The sequence below is a fragment of the Pseudomonas sp. CMR5c genome, from assembly GCF_003850545.1.
Classification (GTDB): Bacteria; Pseudomonadota; Gammaproteobacteria; order Pseudomonadales; family Pseudomonadaceae; genus Aquipseudomonas; species Aquipseudomonas piscis.
Map to the genome: position 1 here is coordinate 1,938,423 of NZ_CP027705.1, position 13,729 is coordinate 1,952,151.

The 13,729-nt window shown below is 63.2% G+C and carries 12 protein-coding genes; 10 read left to right on the forward strand and 2 right to left on the reverse strand.

Annotated elements, in window-relative coordinates; all coding sequences use genetic code 11:
- Positions 1-237 precede the first annotated feature (237 nt).
- From C4K40_RS09095 to C4K40_RS09110, 4 genes are read left to right on the forward strand one after another with little or no spacing between them, the layout of a single operon-like run.
- Entirely contained in the window at positions 238-708 is a 471-nt protein-coding gene (locus tag C4K40_RS09095; RefSeq protein ID WP_022643160.1) for a (2Fe-2S)-binding protein, read from the forward strand.
- Positions 705-3,020, forward strand: a complete 2,316-nt coding sequence (locus C4K40_RS09100) for a xanthine dehydrogenase family protein molybdopterin-binding subunit (RefSeq protein WP_053135783.1) — start codon at positions 705-707, stop codon at positions 3,018-3,020. The genes C4K40_RS09095 and C4K40_RS09100 overlap by 4 nt, the downstream gene beginning before the upstream one ends.
- A complete protein-coding gene (locus C4K40_RS09105) occupies positions 3,020-4,015 on the forward strand; it encodes an XdhC family protein (protein ID WP_053135786.1) in 996 nt (331 codons plus the stop codon). The genes C4K40_RS09100 and C4K40_RS09105 overlap by 1 nt, the downstream gene beginning before the upstream one ends.
- Positions 4,012-4,608, forward strand: a complete 597-nt coding sequence (locus C4K40_RS09110; protein ID WP_053135789.1) for a nucleotidyltransferase family protein — start codon at positions 4,012-4,014, stop codon at positions 4,606-4,608. The genes C4K40_RS09105 and C4K40_RS09110 overlap by 4 nt, the downstream gene beginning before the upstream one ends.
- A gap of 64 nt (positions 4,609-4,672) precedes the next feature.
- Here C4K40_RS09110 and rne read toward each other — a convergent pair whose 3' ends face one another.
- On the reverse strand, positions 4,673-7,903 hold the full coding sequence (gene rne, locus C4K40_RS09115; protein ID WP_053135792.1) for a ribonuclease E: 3,231 nt from the start codon (positions 7,901-7,903) through the stop codon (positions 4,673-4,675).
- 713 nt (positions 7,904-8,616) lie between these two features.
- Between rne and rluC the strand changes: the two genes are divergently transcribed.
- Genes rluC through sppA form a run of 3 tightly spaced genes read left to right on the forward strand, consistent with a single transcriptional unit; the run spans position 8,617 to position 11,236 of the window.
- On the forward strand, positions 8,617-9,573 hold the full coding sequence (gene rluC / locus C4K40_RS09120) for a 23S rRNA pseudouridine(955/2504/2580) synthase RluC (RefSeq protein ID WP_031321241.1): 957 nt from the start codon (positions 8,617-8,619) through the stop codon (positions 9,571-9,573).
- Positions 9,563-10,225 (forward strand): HAD-IA family hydrolase, encoded by a 663-nt coding sequence (locus tag C4K40_RS09125; protein ID WP_053135795.1) that lies wholly within the window; start codon positions 9,563-9,565, stop codon positions 10,223-10,225. Before rluC ends, C4K40_RS09125 begins: the two co-directional genes overlap by 11 nt.
- Positions 10,226-10,246: 21 nt before the next feature.
- On the forward strand, positions 10,247-11,236 hold the full coding sequence (gene sppA, locus C4K40_RS09130) for a signal peptide peptidase SppA (RefSeq protein WP_053135798.1): 990 nt from the start codon (positions 10,247-10,249) through the stop codon (positions 11,234-11,236).
- A 50-nt stretch (positions 11,237-11,286) separates the two neighbouring features.
- Here sppA and C4K40_RS09135 read toward each other — a convergent pair whose 3' ends face one another.
- Positions 11,287-11,865, reverse strand: a complete 579-nt coding sequence (locus C4K40_RS09135; RefSeq protein ID WP_022643168.1) for a nucleoside triphosphate pyrophosphatase — start codon at positions 11,863-11,865, stop codon at positions 11,287-11,289.
- Positions 11,866-11,969: 104 nt separating this feature from the next.
- Here C4K40_RS09135 and C4K40_RS09140 point away from each other — a divergent pair, with 104 nt between their 5' ends.
- The 3 genes from C4K40_RS09140 to plsX are packed head-to-tail and all read left to right on the forward strand — an operon-like array spanning position 11,970 to position 13,707.
- Complete coding sequence (locus C4K40_RS09140; RefSeq protein WP_053135801.1) at positions 11,970-12,497, forward strand: YceD family protein; 528 nt, start codon at positions 11,970-11,972, stop codon at positions 12,495-12,497.
- A 13-nt stretch (positions 12,498-12,510) separates the two neighbouring features.
- Entirely contained in the window at positions 12,511-12,693 is a 183-nt protein-coding gene (gene rpmF, locus C4K40_RS09145; RefSeq protein WP_003179396.1) for a 50S ribosomal protein L32, read from the forward strand.
- A gap of 3 nt (positions 12,694-12,696) precedes the next feature.
- Positions 12,697-13,707, forward strand: a complete 1,011-nt coding sequence (gene plsX / locus C4K40_RS09150) for a phosphate acyltransferase PlsX (RefSeq protein ID WP_083456965.1) — start codon at positions 12,697-12,699, stop codon at positions 13,705-13,707.
- Positions 13,708-13,729 lie beyond the last annotated feature (22 nt).

Here is a 13,729-nt window from a genome sequence, read left to right on the forward strand (position 1 = left end):
CGCCGCCCCTGGCTCGCAAAAAAGCCTTGCCCGAATGACGTTCGGACAAGGCTTTTTGCTTAATTAGGGCTTAACTTAGCAGGCTAAGAATGTGCTTCTTACTGTTCCCAAGGGCCCGGTGAAGCTCGAGCTTCACAAGAGAGCCCGATTAGCCTGAGCCGATCTGCGTGCCCCGCAGTCGCGGTACCGCGCGACAGATGGTTCGACCCCATCCCTCCATAGAATGCGGGCGTGCCCATGATTACCCTGAAACTCAACGGACAAGACCACCCACTGGACGTCAGCGAGGATATGCCCCTGTTGTGGGCGATCCGCGACGTGATCGGCTACAACGGCACCAAGTTCGGCTGCGGCATGGGCTTGTGTGGTGCCTGCACCATCCATATCGACGGCGATCCTGCCCGCAGTTGCATCACCCCGGTTGGCTCGGTGCTGGGCAAGAACGTCAGCACCATCGACAACCTGCACAACGATCCGGTGGGCCAACTGGTGCAGCAGGCCTGGCTGGACACCGCGGTAGCCCAGTGCGGCTATTGCCAGGGCGGGCAGATCATGTCCGCCACGGCGCTGCTCAAGATCCACCCCAACCCCAGTGACGAACAGATCGAGGAGGCGATGCTCGGCAATATCTGCCGCTGCGGCACCTACAACCGGATCAAGACCGCGATCCGTCGCGCCTCCGGCCAATTGCAGGAGGCCAAGGCATGAGTCCTCTACCCACTGATTTCACCCTGGCCAACCTGAGTCGCCGGGGCTTTCTCAAGGGCGTGGGCGCCACCGGCGCCCTGGTGCTGGCCGCCAGTTGGGGTTGGCAGGACGCCTTTGCCGAGGACAAGAAGTTCGGCGCCGACGGCATGCCCCACGGCTGGGTCGACGATCCCAAGGTCTATGTCAGCATCGATGCCGACGGCAGCGTAACGGTCACCTGCAACCGCTCGGAAATGGGCCAGGGCGTGCGTACCAGCCTGAGCATGGTGGTGGCCGACGAGCTGGAAGCCGACTGGGCCCTGGTCAAGGTCAGGCAGGCGCCGGGTGACGAGGCGCGTTATGGCAACCAGGACACCGATGGCTCGCGCAGCATGCGCCATTGGTACGAGCCCATGCGCCGTTGCGGCGCGGCAGCGCGGACCATGCTCGAGCAAGCGGCCGCCGCCCAGTGGCAGGTGCCACTGGCGGAATGCCGGGCGCAGTTGCACAAGGTGGTCCACCAGCCCAGCGGGCGGGAGCTGGGCTATGGCGACCTGGCTGTGGCTGCCGGGGCCCTGGCGGTGCCGGCGCGGGACAGCTTGCGCCTGAAGCCAGCTTCGCAGTTCCGCTACATCGGCAAGGAAGCGACCCGGGCGATCGACGGCCAGGACATCGTCAATGGTCGTGCGGTGTACGGAGCCGACGTGCATTTCGAAGGCATGCTGTTCGCCGTGGTGGCCCGGCCCCGGGTCTATGGTGGCAAGCTCAAGTCCGTCGATGACAGCGCCGCGCTGAAGGTGCCCGGGGTGATCAAGGTGATCCCGATCGAAAGCCGTCCCTTGCCCTCGGAGTTCCAGCCCCTGGGCGGGGTCGCGGTGGTGGCGAGCAATACCTGGGCGGCGATCAAGGGCCGCGAGGCGTTGAGGCTCGACTGGGAGGATGGGGTCAACGCCGGCTACAACTCCATCGACTACCGCAAGGAGCTGGAGGCGGCCGCGCACCAGCCAGGCAAGGTAGTGCGCAGCACCGGCAACCTCGAGCAGGCCCTGGGGAGCGCCGACGGCAGCCTGGAGGCCACCTACTACTTGCCGCACCTGGCCCAGGCGCCGATGGAGCCGATGGTGGCCGTGGCCCGCTTCCAGGACGGTCGCTGCGAAGCCTGGGCGCCGAGCCAGGCGCCCCAGGTGACTCGCGAGCGCATCGCCGAGCGGCTGGGGATTGGTTTCGACCAGGTCACGGTGAACGTCACCCTGCTGGGCGGCGGCTTCGGTCGCAAGTCCAAGCCCGATTTCATCATCGAGGCGGCGATCCTGGCCAAGGCCTTTCCCGGCAAGGCGGTGCGGGTGCAGTGGACCCGCGAGGACGATATCCACAACTCGTATTTCCACACCGTGTCGGCCGAATACCTCAAGGCCGGGTTGAACAAGGACGGCATGCCTGCGGCGTGGCTGCACCGCACCGTGGCGCCGAGCATCACGGCCTTGTTCGCTCCGGGCATGAACCATGAAGCGGCTTTCGAGCTGGGCATGGGTTTTACCAACATGGCCTATGCCATTCCCAACGTGCGCCTGGAGAACCCCGAGGCGGCTGCCCACACCCGGGTCGGCTGGTATCGCTCGGTGTCCAACATTCCCCATGGCTTCGCGATCCAGAGCTTTGTCGACGAGCTGGCCCACAAGGCCGGTGAAGATCCGTTGCGCTACCAGTTGCGCCTGCTGGGGCCTGATCGGCAGATCGATCCGCGGACCTTGAGCGAGGAGTGGAACTATGGCGAATCCCCCGAGCGCTATCCCATCGACACCGGTCGCCTGCGCACGGTGCTGGAAACCGCCGCCAAGGCCGCCGGTTGGGGACGGGAGCTGCCCAAGGGTCGCGGCCTGGGGCTGGCGGTGCACTACAGCTTCGTGACCTACGTCGCAGCGGTGATCGAGGTGGAGGTCAAGGGCGATGGCACCCTGATCGTGCACAAGGCCGATATCGCCGTGGATTGTGGTCCGCAGATCAACCCCGAGCGTATCCGTTCGCAGTTCGAGGGGGCTTGTGTCATGGGCCTGGGCAACGCGGTGCTGGGGGAAATCAGCTTCAAGGACGGCAAGGTCCAGCAGGACAACTTCCACATGTACGAAGTGGCGCGCATGTCCCTGGCGCCCAAGGAGGTGCAGGTGCACCTGGTGACGCCGCCCGGGGAGGTGCCGCTGGGTGGTGTCGGCGAGCCCGGAGTACCGCCGATTGCGCCGGCCTTGTGCAATGCGATCTTCGCCGCTACCGGCAAGCGCATCCGCAACTTGCCGGTACGCTACCAGCTGCAGGGCTGGCAGCAGGCGAGCGCCTGATGGACAGCGTCGACCTGAATGTCCTGCGCAGTGTCCTGGAGTGGCGGCGCGCCGGTCGGGCGGTGGTGCTGTACAGCGTGGTCCAGACCTGGGGCAGTGCACCGCGACCGCCAGGCGCCATGCTGGCGCTGCGCGATGACGGGATGGTGATCGGCTCGGTGTCCGGTGGCTGCATCGAAGATGACCTGATCGCGCGTCTGGCAGATGGGCGCCTGGCGATGCAGGGGCCGCCGGTCCAGTTGGTGACCTATGGCGTGACCCTGGAGGAGGCGGCGCGTTTCGGCTTGCCGTGTGGCGGCACCCTGCGCCTGACCGAAGAGCGGGTCGGCGATCCGGCCTGGGTCGCCGAACTGCTCGAGCGGTGCCAGGCGCACCAGATCGTGGTCCGGGAACTGAACCTGGCCACCGGCGCGGTGCGGCTCGAGCCGGCGCGCAAGAGCGATGAGCTGGCGTTCGACGGAGCCATCTTGCGGGCGATCTACGGGCCGCGCTGGCGCTTGCTGTTGATCGGCGCCGGGCAGCTGTCCCGATACGTGGCGCAAATGGCCCGCCTGCTGGACTTCGAGGTGCTGGTCTGCGATCCACGGCGGGAGTTCGTGCATGGCTGGGACGCGGAGGACGGACGGTTTGTCGCCGGCATGCCCGACGATGCGGTTTCGAGTATCGAGCCCGATGAGCGTACTGCCGTGGTGGCCCTGACCCATGATCCGCGCTTGGACGACATGGCCTTGCTCACGGCGCTCGACTCCCGGGCCTTCTACGTCGGTGCGTTGGGCTCCCGGGTCAACAGTCGCAAGCGCCGGGACAACCTGGCACTGCTGGGGCTGTCGGCCCAGGCTATCGGGCGTCTGCACGGGCCGGTGGGCCTGCATATCGGCAGCCATACCCCGGCGGAGATCGCCTTGTCGCTGATGGCCGAGATCGTGGCACTGAAGAACGGCGTCGAAACCGTGCAGAAAAAGCCCGCATCCCACGCCAGTCAGGTGGCCGTATGAGCCTGCTGCCCTGTGCGCTGATCCTGGCGGCGGGGCAGGGCAGGCGTTATCAGGATGTGGCGGGGCATGGCCAGGACAAGCTGCTGGCGCCCTGCCTGGGGCGTGACGGGGTGTTGCGGCCGGTCCTGGAGCAGGCGTTGGTGAATCTGCCGGGGGAGATTGTGCATCGAGTCCTGGTGACCACTGCGCACCGGCCGCAGGTCCTGGCATTGGGCCGGGCCCATGGCTGTGAAGTGCTGCAGTTGGAGTCCGCCGGCATGGGCCATAGCCTGGCAGCAGCGGTGAGCGCCGCGGCAGAGGCCAAGGGTTGGCTGGTGGTGTTGGGGGATATGCCCTTCATTCAGGCCGACACTATCCGGCAAGTGGTCGAGGCCATGCAGCCAGGGCGGATTTGCGTGCCAAGGCAGGGGGGCGAGCTGGGACATCCGGTGGGTTTTGGCCGGGCTTATGGCCAAGCGTTGCTCGGGTTGGCCGGTGATCGCGGGGGCAGGTCGCTGTTTGCTTCCGGGGCGGTGGTCGAGGTACCGGTGAGTGATCCGGGTGTCCTGTGGGATGTGGATGTGCCGCAGGCGCTGGACTATCGGCAGGGCTGAAACACGGGTATGAAAAAAGCCCCGCCCGGAGGTCCGGAGCAGGGCTTTTTATCAGCCGATGGAATCAGACGAGAGGTTTGGTCTCGTGCTCTTTCTCTTCGGCGTGGGCTACGTGCTCAGGGCTGTGCTCGACAGCGCGTGGCGCTTCTTCGACCACTGGGGCAGGTTGCTGCGCCTCAGGCTCGGCAACTGGCGCAGGAGCTGCGGCAGGTGCTTCGACAGGTGCAGGAGCTGCCTCGACGATCGCAGGGGCTTCAACTACCGGTGCAGCTTCGACAGCGACCACGGCTTCGGCCGGAGCAGCAGCGGCAGCCAGTTCGGCTTCCTTCTGCAGGCGCTCGGCTTCACGCTTGCGGCGACGCACTTCGCGCGGGTCGTTGGGTGCGCGGCCGTTGCTGGTCAGGGCGCTGGCTGGAGCCGTTTCGGCTACCGGAGCTGGAGCCTCGACCGCTACTGGAGCGACAACCGGAGCAGGCTCCACTACCGGGGCTGGCTGCTCGGCAACCACTGGCTGCTCGATCACCGGTTCAGCTACTGGAGCGGCTACCGGGGCTGGCTCGGCGGCTGGTTCTTCGAACGCTGGAGCTGGGGCTACAGGTTCTACGACAGGCTGCTCGGCAACCACCGGCTGGGTCTCGACGACCACGGCGGGTTCGGCAGCGATCTCGACCGGCTGTTCAGCGGCTGGTGCGACTTCGGCTGCTGGAGCCATTTCCACAGCTGGCGCGGCTGGAGCCTCTACCGCAGTGGTGGCCTCGACCACCGGTGCTTCAGGGGTCGGTTCGGCAACGGCGGCGGTAGCGCGTTCGGCTTGCTGATGAGCCTCGGCTTCGGCATTGGCGCTGATCACGGTGCTGGCAACGGCAGCGGTGACTGCCAGGCCGGCGGCCAGGTCGTCGCTGCTTGGCTCTTCGGTGTTTTCTTCCGAGCCTTCGATCAGGTTGCCGTTGGCGTCACGTTGACGCTCGCGACGGTTGCTGCGACGACGCTGGCCGCGGGAGCGACGACGTGGACGCTCGCCTTCGGCGTTGTCCTGGCCTTCTTCCAGCAGTTGCTCTTCGTTAGGCAGCGCTTCTTCTTCGCTGACGGCTGCGGCCTGGGCCTGTTCGGCACGTGGTTGGCGCTCTTCACGTGGCGGACGTGGCTGGCGCTCTTCGCGTGGCTGGCGAGCCGGACGCTCTTCGGCCACGGCTGCAGTAGCGGCGGCAGCGGCTACCGCTGGAGCGGCATCCAGGGGTTCGCGCAGTTCGCGTACGCGCTCTTCACGCTCGCCGCGAGGCTTGCGATCTTCGCGCGGGGCGCGTGGCTGGCGTTCTTCACGCGGTGCACGCGGCTGGCGCTCTTCGCGAGCAGTGGCCTGGCCTTCATCACGAGCTTCGCGCAGTTCACGCGGCTGACGCTCTTCCCGTGGTGCGCGTTCCTCACGCGGAGCACGTTCTTCGCGCGGCTTGCGATCTTCGTCACGACGACCGTTGCGGCTACGGCTCTGCTGGCGACCGTTGCGACGTTCTTCGTTACGGGCAGGACGCTCGGGAGCCGGCTTCTCGGCAACCACTGGTGCGGCAGGCTCCTCCTTGCTGGCGAACAGGCTGACCAGGGACTTGACCAGGCCCTTGAACAGGCTTGGCTCGGCCACCGGAGTCGGTGCCGGAGCAGGCGCCGGGGCGGCGGCTTCGGTAGGAACCGGAGCGTTGGCACGCGCTGGAGCTGTCTTCACCGCGGCTTCCTGGCGAACCAGGGTGCGAGTGCCGGCGGCCGGTTGTGGCTCTTCGGCCTCGGCTGCGGCAGCGGCGATTTCGTAGCTGGACTGGTTGTTGTTGGCGTCCGGGTTGTCATCACGCAGGCGCTGGACTTCGAAGTGCGGCGTCTCCAGGTGATCGTTCGGCAGGATGATGATACGGGCGCGGGTACGCAGTTCGATCTTGGTGATCGAGTTGCGTTTTTCGTTGAGCAGGAACGCGGCGACCGGGATCGGTACCTGGGCACGGACTTCGGCGGTGCGGTCCTTCAGGGCTTCTTCTTCGATCAGGCGCAGGATGGCCAGGGACAGCGACTCGACGTCACGGATGATGCCGGTGCCGCTGCAGCGTGGGCAGACGATCCCGCTGCTCTCGCCCAGGGATGGACGCAGGCGCTGGCGGGACATTTCCAGCAGGCCGAAGCGCGAAATGCGGCCGATCTGCACGCGGGCGCGGTCGGCTTCCAGGCATTCGCGGACTTTTTCTTCCACGGCACGCTGGTTCTTGGCAGGGGTCATGTCGATGAAGTCGATGACGATCAGGCCGCCGATATCACGCAGGCGCAGTTGGCGGGCGATTTCTTCCGCCGCTTCCAGGTTGGTCTGCAGGGCGGTTTCTTCGATGTCGCTGCCTTTGGTGGCGCGAGCCGAGTTGATGTCGATGGACACCAGGGCTTCGGTCGGGTCGATGACGATGGAGCCGCCGGAAGGCAGTTCGACCACGCGCTGGAAGGCGGTCTCGATCTGGCTTTCGATCTGGAAGCGGTTGAACAGCGGCACGCTGTCTTCGTACAGCTTGATCTTGCTGGCGTACTGCGGCATCACCTGGCGGATGAAGGTCAGGGCTTCGTCCTGGGCTTCGACGCTGTCGATCAGCACTTCGCCGATATCCTGGCGCAGGTAGTCGCGGATCGCGCGGATGATGACGTTGCTTTCCTGGTAGATCAGGAATGGCGCGGAACGGTCCTGGGACGCTTCCTTGATGGCGGTCCAGAGTTGCAGCAGGTAGTCCAGGTCCCACTGCATTTCTTCGCTGCTGCGGCCCAGGCCGGCAGTGCGGACGATCAGGCCCATGTCGGCAGGTGCCACCAGGCCGTTCAGCGCTTCGCGCAGTTCGTTGCGCTCTTCGCCTTCGATACGGCGCGAGATGCCACCGGCGCGAGGGTTGTTCGGCATCAGGACCAGGTAGCGACCGGCCAGGCTGATGAAAGTGGTCAGGGCTGCGCCCTTGTTGCCACGTTCTTCTTTCTCGACCTGGACGATGACTTCCTGGCCTTCGCTCAGGACGTCCTTGATGTTGACGCGGCCTTCAGGGGCTTTCTTGAAGTATTCGCGGGAGATTTCTTTGAGAGGCAGGAAGCCGTGGCGCTCAGAGCCGAAATCGACAAAGGCAGCCTCGAGGCTAGGTTCGATACGAGTGATGCGGCCTTTATAGATGTTGGCCTTTTTCTGCTCGCGTGCACCGGACTCGATGTCCAGGTCGTAGAGGCGCTGGCCGTCTACCAGGGCAACACGCAACTCTTCGGGTTGAGTTGCGTTAATCAGCATTCTTTTCATGTAGTACCGTCGGTTTCCGGGCTGCCGGAAACGGCGTTCGGCACACACGACTTCTCACGGTCGGTGTCAGGTGCGTCAGGAGTGGTTGACCACTCGAGTGTCTAGCGAGGTTCGTCCCTGTCAACCGGGAACGAAGTCGCGACTCACGCGTCCTGCTTGCTGTGGTGACTAAAGCACCGCTTAAGCAAAAGTCTGTCAGGAGGAGGAATCAACCGGCGACTGTGGACGAGATGAAGCGTCTTGATAAAGCCTAATGCTACACAGTCCGACGGTTGTGCATCTCCACCCTACACGTATCCCTGATAATTCGGGTGCTGCCGCGCGCAGAATCCGCAGCGGGTTGGCATTTACCGTGAACTCCGAAAGGGGAGGTCACGCATCATGGCTAAGGCGTTGTTTCCACAACTTCCGCCTGGGTGTCGTCAGTCGCTGACTGCACTTTGTGAACTGGCCGTTAATCGCTGCGTAAGAGGCGAGTGGAACTCTGCTTCCTACGGGTTTCAGGCCTCATGTCACCTGCGCTTGTTACAGCGTCCAACTCGTCCGTTATGTGGCGAGAGTTGCGTAGGACGGCCTTGCGTCCTCATGAATTGCGTTGGTCAGGGCCGGCTGTTGGCCGCTGTTCCTCTGTCCAGCCGCTTTTGGCGGCGTTCGCGACTATAGCAGTAATCATTAAGTGCTTCAAATCCATAAAAATTGTTATTATCCGCGACATGACGACTACTGCCCCCTCGACTCCAGGCGTTCAACTGCTTGAGGTCACGCCGGAATATGCCGGCCAACGTATTGATAATTTCCTTCTCGCTCGACTCAAAGGCGTGCCCAAGACCTTGATTTATCGCATTTTGCGCAAAGGCGAAGTGCGGGTGAACAAGGGGCGGATCAAGCCCGAGTACAAGTTGCAGGAGGGCGATGTTGTGCGCGTGCCTCCGGTGCGCGTGCCCGAGCGCGATGAGCCTGTGCCTCTGGCCCAGGGGTTGCTGCAGCGTCTGGAGTCTTCCATCGTCTTCGAAGACAAGGCGCTGATCGTGATCAACAAGCCGGCCGGCATTGCCGTGCATGGCGGCAGCGGCCTGAATTTCGGCGTGATCGAAGCCTTTCGTCAGTTGCGGCCGGATGCCAAGGAACTGGAGTTGGTGCATCGCCTCGATCGCGACACTTCCGGTCTCCTGATGATCGCCAAGAAGCGCAGCATGTTGCGTCATTTGCATGCTGCATTGCGTGGCGACGGTGTGGATAAACGCTACATGGCGTTGGTGCGTGGCCATTGGGCGACTGCCTTGAAGCAAGTGCGGGCCCCGTTGCTCAAGAGCAACCTGCGCTCTGGGGAGCGCATGGTGGAGGTCAACGAAGAGGGCAAGGAGGCCTTGACGGTGTTCAAGGTTCTGCGTCGCTTCGGTGATTTTGCCACCATGGTCGAAGCCAAGCCGGTGACCGGACGTACGCATCAGATTCGGGTGCACACCCTGCATGCCGGGCATTGCATCGCCGGTGACAGCAAGTACGGCGACGATGATTTCACTCGGGAAATCCGCGATCTGGGCGGTAAACGCTTGTTCCTGCACGCCTACATGTTGACGGTGCCGCTGCCCGATGGTGGCGAGCTGAAATTGCAGGCCCCGGTGGACGAGATGTGGGCCAAGACCGTGGAGCGCCTGAGTGCACCCTGATTACAAGCTGCTGATCTTCGATTGGGATGGCACCCTGGCGGATTCCATTGGTCGGATTGTCGAATCGATGCATGTGTCCGCCGACCGTTCCGGCTTTTCCCGGTGCGATGACTCCGCCGTCAAGGGCATCATCGGCCTGGGCCTGCCGGAGGCGATCCGGACCCTGTATCCGGAAATCGATGATGAGCAGTTGGTGACGTTTCGTCAGCACTACGCGGATCACTACATCGCGCTCGATGCCGAGCCCTCGCCGCTATTTGACGGGGTGGTGCAGTCGCTCGAGAGCTTTCGGGTCGAGGGGTATCGGTTGGCAGTCGCGACCGGCAAGGCGCGGCGTGGCCTTGATCGGGTGCTGAAGGCTCATGGTTGGGGGGAGTACTTCGATATCACCCGGGCCGCGGATGAGACTGCCAGCAAACCGCACCCCTTGATGCTGGAAGAAATCCTTGCGCATTGTAGGGTTGGAGCCAGGCAGGCGCTGATGGTTGGGGATTCTTCCTTCGACCTGTTGATGGCGCGCAATGCGGGCATGGATTCGGTCGCCGTAAGCTACGGTGCCCAGCCTATCGAGGCGTTGCAAATGCTGGAGCCGCGCTTGTCCATCGATCATTTTCCTCAATTGCATGCCTGGCTCAATCGGGCTGCGAGTTAATTTTTGGCTGAGGTAGTAGGCATGACCGACGAATGGAAGGCACCACGCGCATCGGGCGCGTCAGGCCCTGACGACAGAAGCTGGAAACTCTTGGAAAAGACCCTGTTGGCCGGTGTCCAGGAACAGCGGCGGTCGCGGCGTTGGGGGATCTTCTTCAAGTTGCTGACCTTTGTGTATCTGTTCGTGGCATTGCTCGTGTTCACTCCGTTGATGAGCATCGAGAAGAGCGCCACCCGTGGTGGCAGCTACACCGCGGTAATCGATGTGGCCGGGGTGATCGCGGACAAGGAATCTGCCAGTGCGGACAATATCGTCGGCAGTCTGCGCACCGCTTTCGACGATCCGAAGGTCAAGGGCATCGTGCTGCGAATCAACAGTCCGGGTGGCAGCCCGGTGCAGTCCGGGTATGTCTATGACGAGATCCGCCGTCTGCGGGCCTTGCACAAGGACACCAAGGTCTATGCGGTGATTTCCGATCTTGGAGCTTCGGGCGCTTACTACATCGCCAGTGCTGCTGATCAGATTTATGCCGACAAGGCCAGCCTCGTGGGGTCCATCGGCGTCACTGCAGCTGGATATGGCTTTGTCGGGACCATGGAGAAGCTGGGGGTCGAGCGTCGTACCTATACCTCTGGTGAGCACAAGTCGTTCCTTGACCCCTTCCAGCCGCAAAAGCCCGAGGAGACGCAGTTCTGGCAGGGTGTGCTGGACACCACTCATCGCCAGTTCATCGCCAGCGTCAAGCAGGGGCGTGGCGAGCGGTTGAAGGACAAGGAGCACCCCGAGCTGTTTTCCGGCCTGGTGTGGTCCGGCGAGCAGGCGTTGCAGTTGGGATTGATTGACGGGCTGGGCAATACCAGTTCGGTTGCGCGTGACGTGATCGGAGAGAAGGAAGTGGTGGACTTCACCGTCCAGGAGTCGCCCTTCGATCGCTTCTCGAAGAAGCTTGGCGCCAGCGTCGCCGAGCAGATCGCCATGTGGATGGGCTTCCAGGGGCCGACCTTGCGTTGAGCCTCTGGCGTCCAATGAAAGCCGGCCTTATGGCCGGCTTTTTCGTGGCCTCAAGGTATGTCCACGCCTTCGACCAGCAGCATGTCCACCAGGCGGATAAGTGGCAGCCCGACCAGGCTAGTGGCGTCGCTGCCGTCAGTGCTTTTGAACAGGCTGACCCCGAGGCCCTCGGCCTTGAAGCTGCCGGCGCAATCGAAGGGGCGCTCGGCATTCAGATAGCGCTCGATGCGCTGGTCGTCCAGGGTGCGCATGTGCACTGTGAAGGGAATGCAGTCGACCTGGCATTGGCCGGTCTGGTTGTTGAGCAGGGCCAGGCCGGTGAGGAAGGTCACGCTGGCGCCGCTGGCGTCCAGCAGTTGCTGGCGGGCCTTGTCGAAGGTGTGGGGCTTGCCGATGATTCGTTCGCCCAATACTGCGACTTGATCCGAGCCGATGATCAGGTGGCCTGGGTGGCTGGGGGCGAGGGCGCGAGCCTTTTCCTCGGCCAGGCGTTTGACCAGTTCCACGGCGCTTTCGCCTGGGCGATGGCTTTCGTCTATGTCGGGGGAGCTGCAGGTGAATGGCAGTTGCAGGCGGGACAGTAATTCCCGGCGGTAGGTCGAGCTTGAGGCGAGTAGTAAAGGCAGCATGCGCATCTCCTGGGCGGGCCGGGAATTCTAGCGGGGCGGGCAAGTGACGGACAGGGCTGAATTTCCTTTGACATGGCCGGGGGCATCCCTATAATGCTGCGCCTATGTTGAATGACCCGATTCCACCTCACGTTGACCCGCGCAAATTGGCTGACCGTGGTACCACCCTCCAGGGGGAAGTGCTGCTGGCCGATTTGGAGAGACTCTGCGACCCGCTTGCCGACGATGTCGGTACGGTGCAGGCTAAATTCGTTTTCGAGCGTGACGAGCGTAAAGCTGTAGTTATCCACAGCTCCATCGACGTCGAAGTCAAAATGGTTTGCCAGCGTTGTCTTGAGCTGGTCACCCTGCCGATCCACAGCGAATGCAGTTACGCGGTGGTGAAGGAGGGTGCGAATACCCAGTCGTTGCCGAAAGGTTATGACGTGCTGGAACTGGGCGAAGATCCTTTGGATCTGCAGGCGTTGATCGAGGATGAGCTGTTGCTCGCCTTGCCCATCGTGCCTGCTCATCATCCGGAAGAATGCCAGCAGCCGGCGGGGCTCGATGAGCCCGAACCGAGCGAGGACGAGGTAACGCGGTCCAACCCGTTCAGTGTATTGGCGCAGTTAAAGCGTGACCCAAACGTTTAGGAGTTAATCAATTATGGCTGTTCAGCAGAACAAAAAATCCCGCTCTGCCCGTGACATGCGTCGTTCCCACGATGCTCTCGAGGCTAGCACCCTGTCCGTAGAAAAGACCACCGGTGAAGTTCACCTGCGTCACCACGTATCGCCAGAAGGCGTATACCGTGGTCGTAAAGTGATCGACAAGGGCGCTGACGAGTAATCCTTGTCCGCTCAAGTCATCGCGATTGACGCAATGGGCGGGGACTTCGGTCCCCGCAGCATTGTTCAGGCCAGTATTGCGTGCCTGTCTGCTACCCCCTCGCTGCACCTGACCCTGGTGGGTCAACCCTCCCTCCTTGAAGAACTGATTTCCAGCCATTCGGCCGTGGATCGCGCGCGCCTGTCGATCGCCCCTGCGAGCGAGGTGATCACCATGGACGAAAAGCCTTCCCAGGCCTTGCGCGGCAAGCCTGATTCTTCGATGCGGGTGGCGCTTGAGCTGTTGCGCGAGGAAAAGGTCCAGGCTTGTGTCAGTGCCGGTAATACCGGGGCGCTCATGGCGCTGTCGCGTTACGTACTCAAGACCTTGCCCGGTATTGATCGCCCGGCGATGGTGGCTGCCATTCCCACCCAGCGCGGCTACTGCCAGTTGCTCGACCTGGGGGCCAACGTCGATTGCAGTGCCGAGCATTTGCTGCAGTTCGCCATCATGGGTTCGGTTGCGGCGGAGAGCCTGGGCATCGCTCGTCCCCGGGTGGCCTTGCTGAACATCGGCACCGAGGACATCAAGGGCAATCAGCAGGTCAAGCTGGCGGCGAATCTCCTGCAGCAGGCCCGGGGCTTGAACTATATCGGCTTTGTCGAGGGAGACGGTCTGTATCGTGGCGAGGCGGACGTGGTGGTGTGCGACGGCTTCGTCGGCAATATCCTGCTCAAGTCCAGTGAAGGCCTGGCGACCATGATCGCATCCCGCATCGAGGCGCTGTTCAAGCAGGGCATGCTTTCTCGGGTGGTAGGGGCCTTGGCCTTGCCTTTGATGCGGCGACTGCAGGCGGACCTGGCGCCGGCCCGGCACAATGGCGCGAGCTTCCTGGGTTTGCAGGGGATCGTGGTCAAGAGCCATGGCTCGGCGGGAGTTCAGGGCTTCCAGAGTGCGATTCAGCGCGCGCTGATCGAGATCCAGGAAGATCTGCCGCGACGCTTGCACGGGCGCCTCGAAGACCTGCTGCCTTAGGCATTTTCCCGGCGGGATGCTT

Excerpts from the sequence above, each read along its gene's own strand:
- C4K40_RS09095 (WP_022643160.1), top strand. The coding sequence starts at position 238 with ATGATTACCCTGAAACTCAACGGACAAGACCACCCACTGGACGTCAGC.
- C4K40_RS09100 (WP_053135783.1), top strand. The coding sequence starts at position 705 with ATGAGTCCTCTACCCACTGATTTCACCCTGGCCAACCTGAGTCGCCGG.
- C4K40_RS09105 (WP_053135786.1), top strand. The coding sequence starts at position 3,020 with ATGGACAGCGTCGACCTGAATGTCCTGCGCAGTGTCCTGGAGTGGCGG.
- C4K40_RS09110 (WP_053135789.1), top strand. The coding sequence starts at position 4,012 with ATGAGCCTGCTGCCCTGTGCGCTGATCCTGGCGGCGGGGCAGGGCAGG.
- rne (WP_053135792.1), bottom strand. The coding sequence starts at position 7,903 with ATGAAAAGAATGCTGATTAACGCAACTCAACCCGAAGAGTTGCGTGTT.
- rluC (WP_031321241.1), top strand. The coding sequence starts at position 8,617 with ATGACGACTACTGCCCCCTCGACTCCAGGCGTTCAACTGCTTGAGGTC.
- sppA (WP_053135798.1), top strand. The coding sequence starts at position 10,247 with ATGACCGACGAATGGAAGGCACCACGCGCATCGGGCGCGTCAGGCCCT.
- C4K40_RS09135 (WP_022643168.1), bottom strand. The coding sequence starts at position 11,865 with ATGCTGCCTTTACTACTCGCCTCAAGCTCGACCTACCGCCGGGAATTA.
- C4K40_RS09140 (WP_053135801.1), top strand. The coding sequence starts at position 11,970 with ATGTTGAATGACCCGATTCCACCTCACGTTGACCCGCGCAAATTGGCT.
- rpmF (WP_003179396.1), top strand. The coding sequence starts at position 12,511 with ATGGCTGTTCAGCAGAACAAAAAATCCCGCTCTGCCCGTGACATGCGT.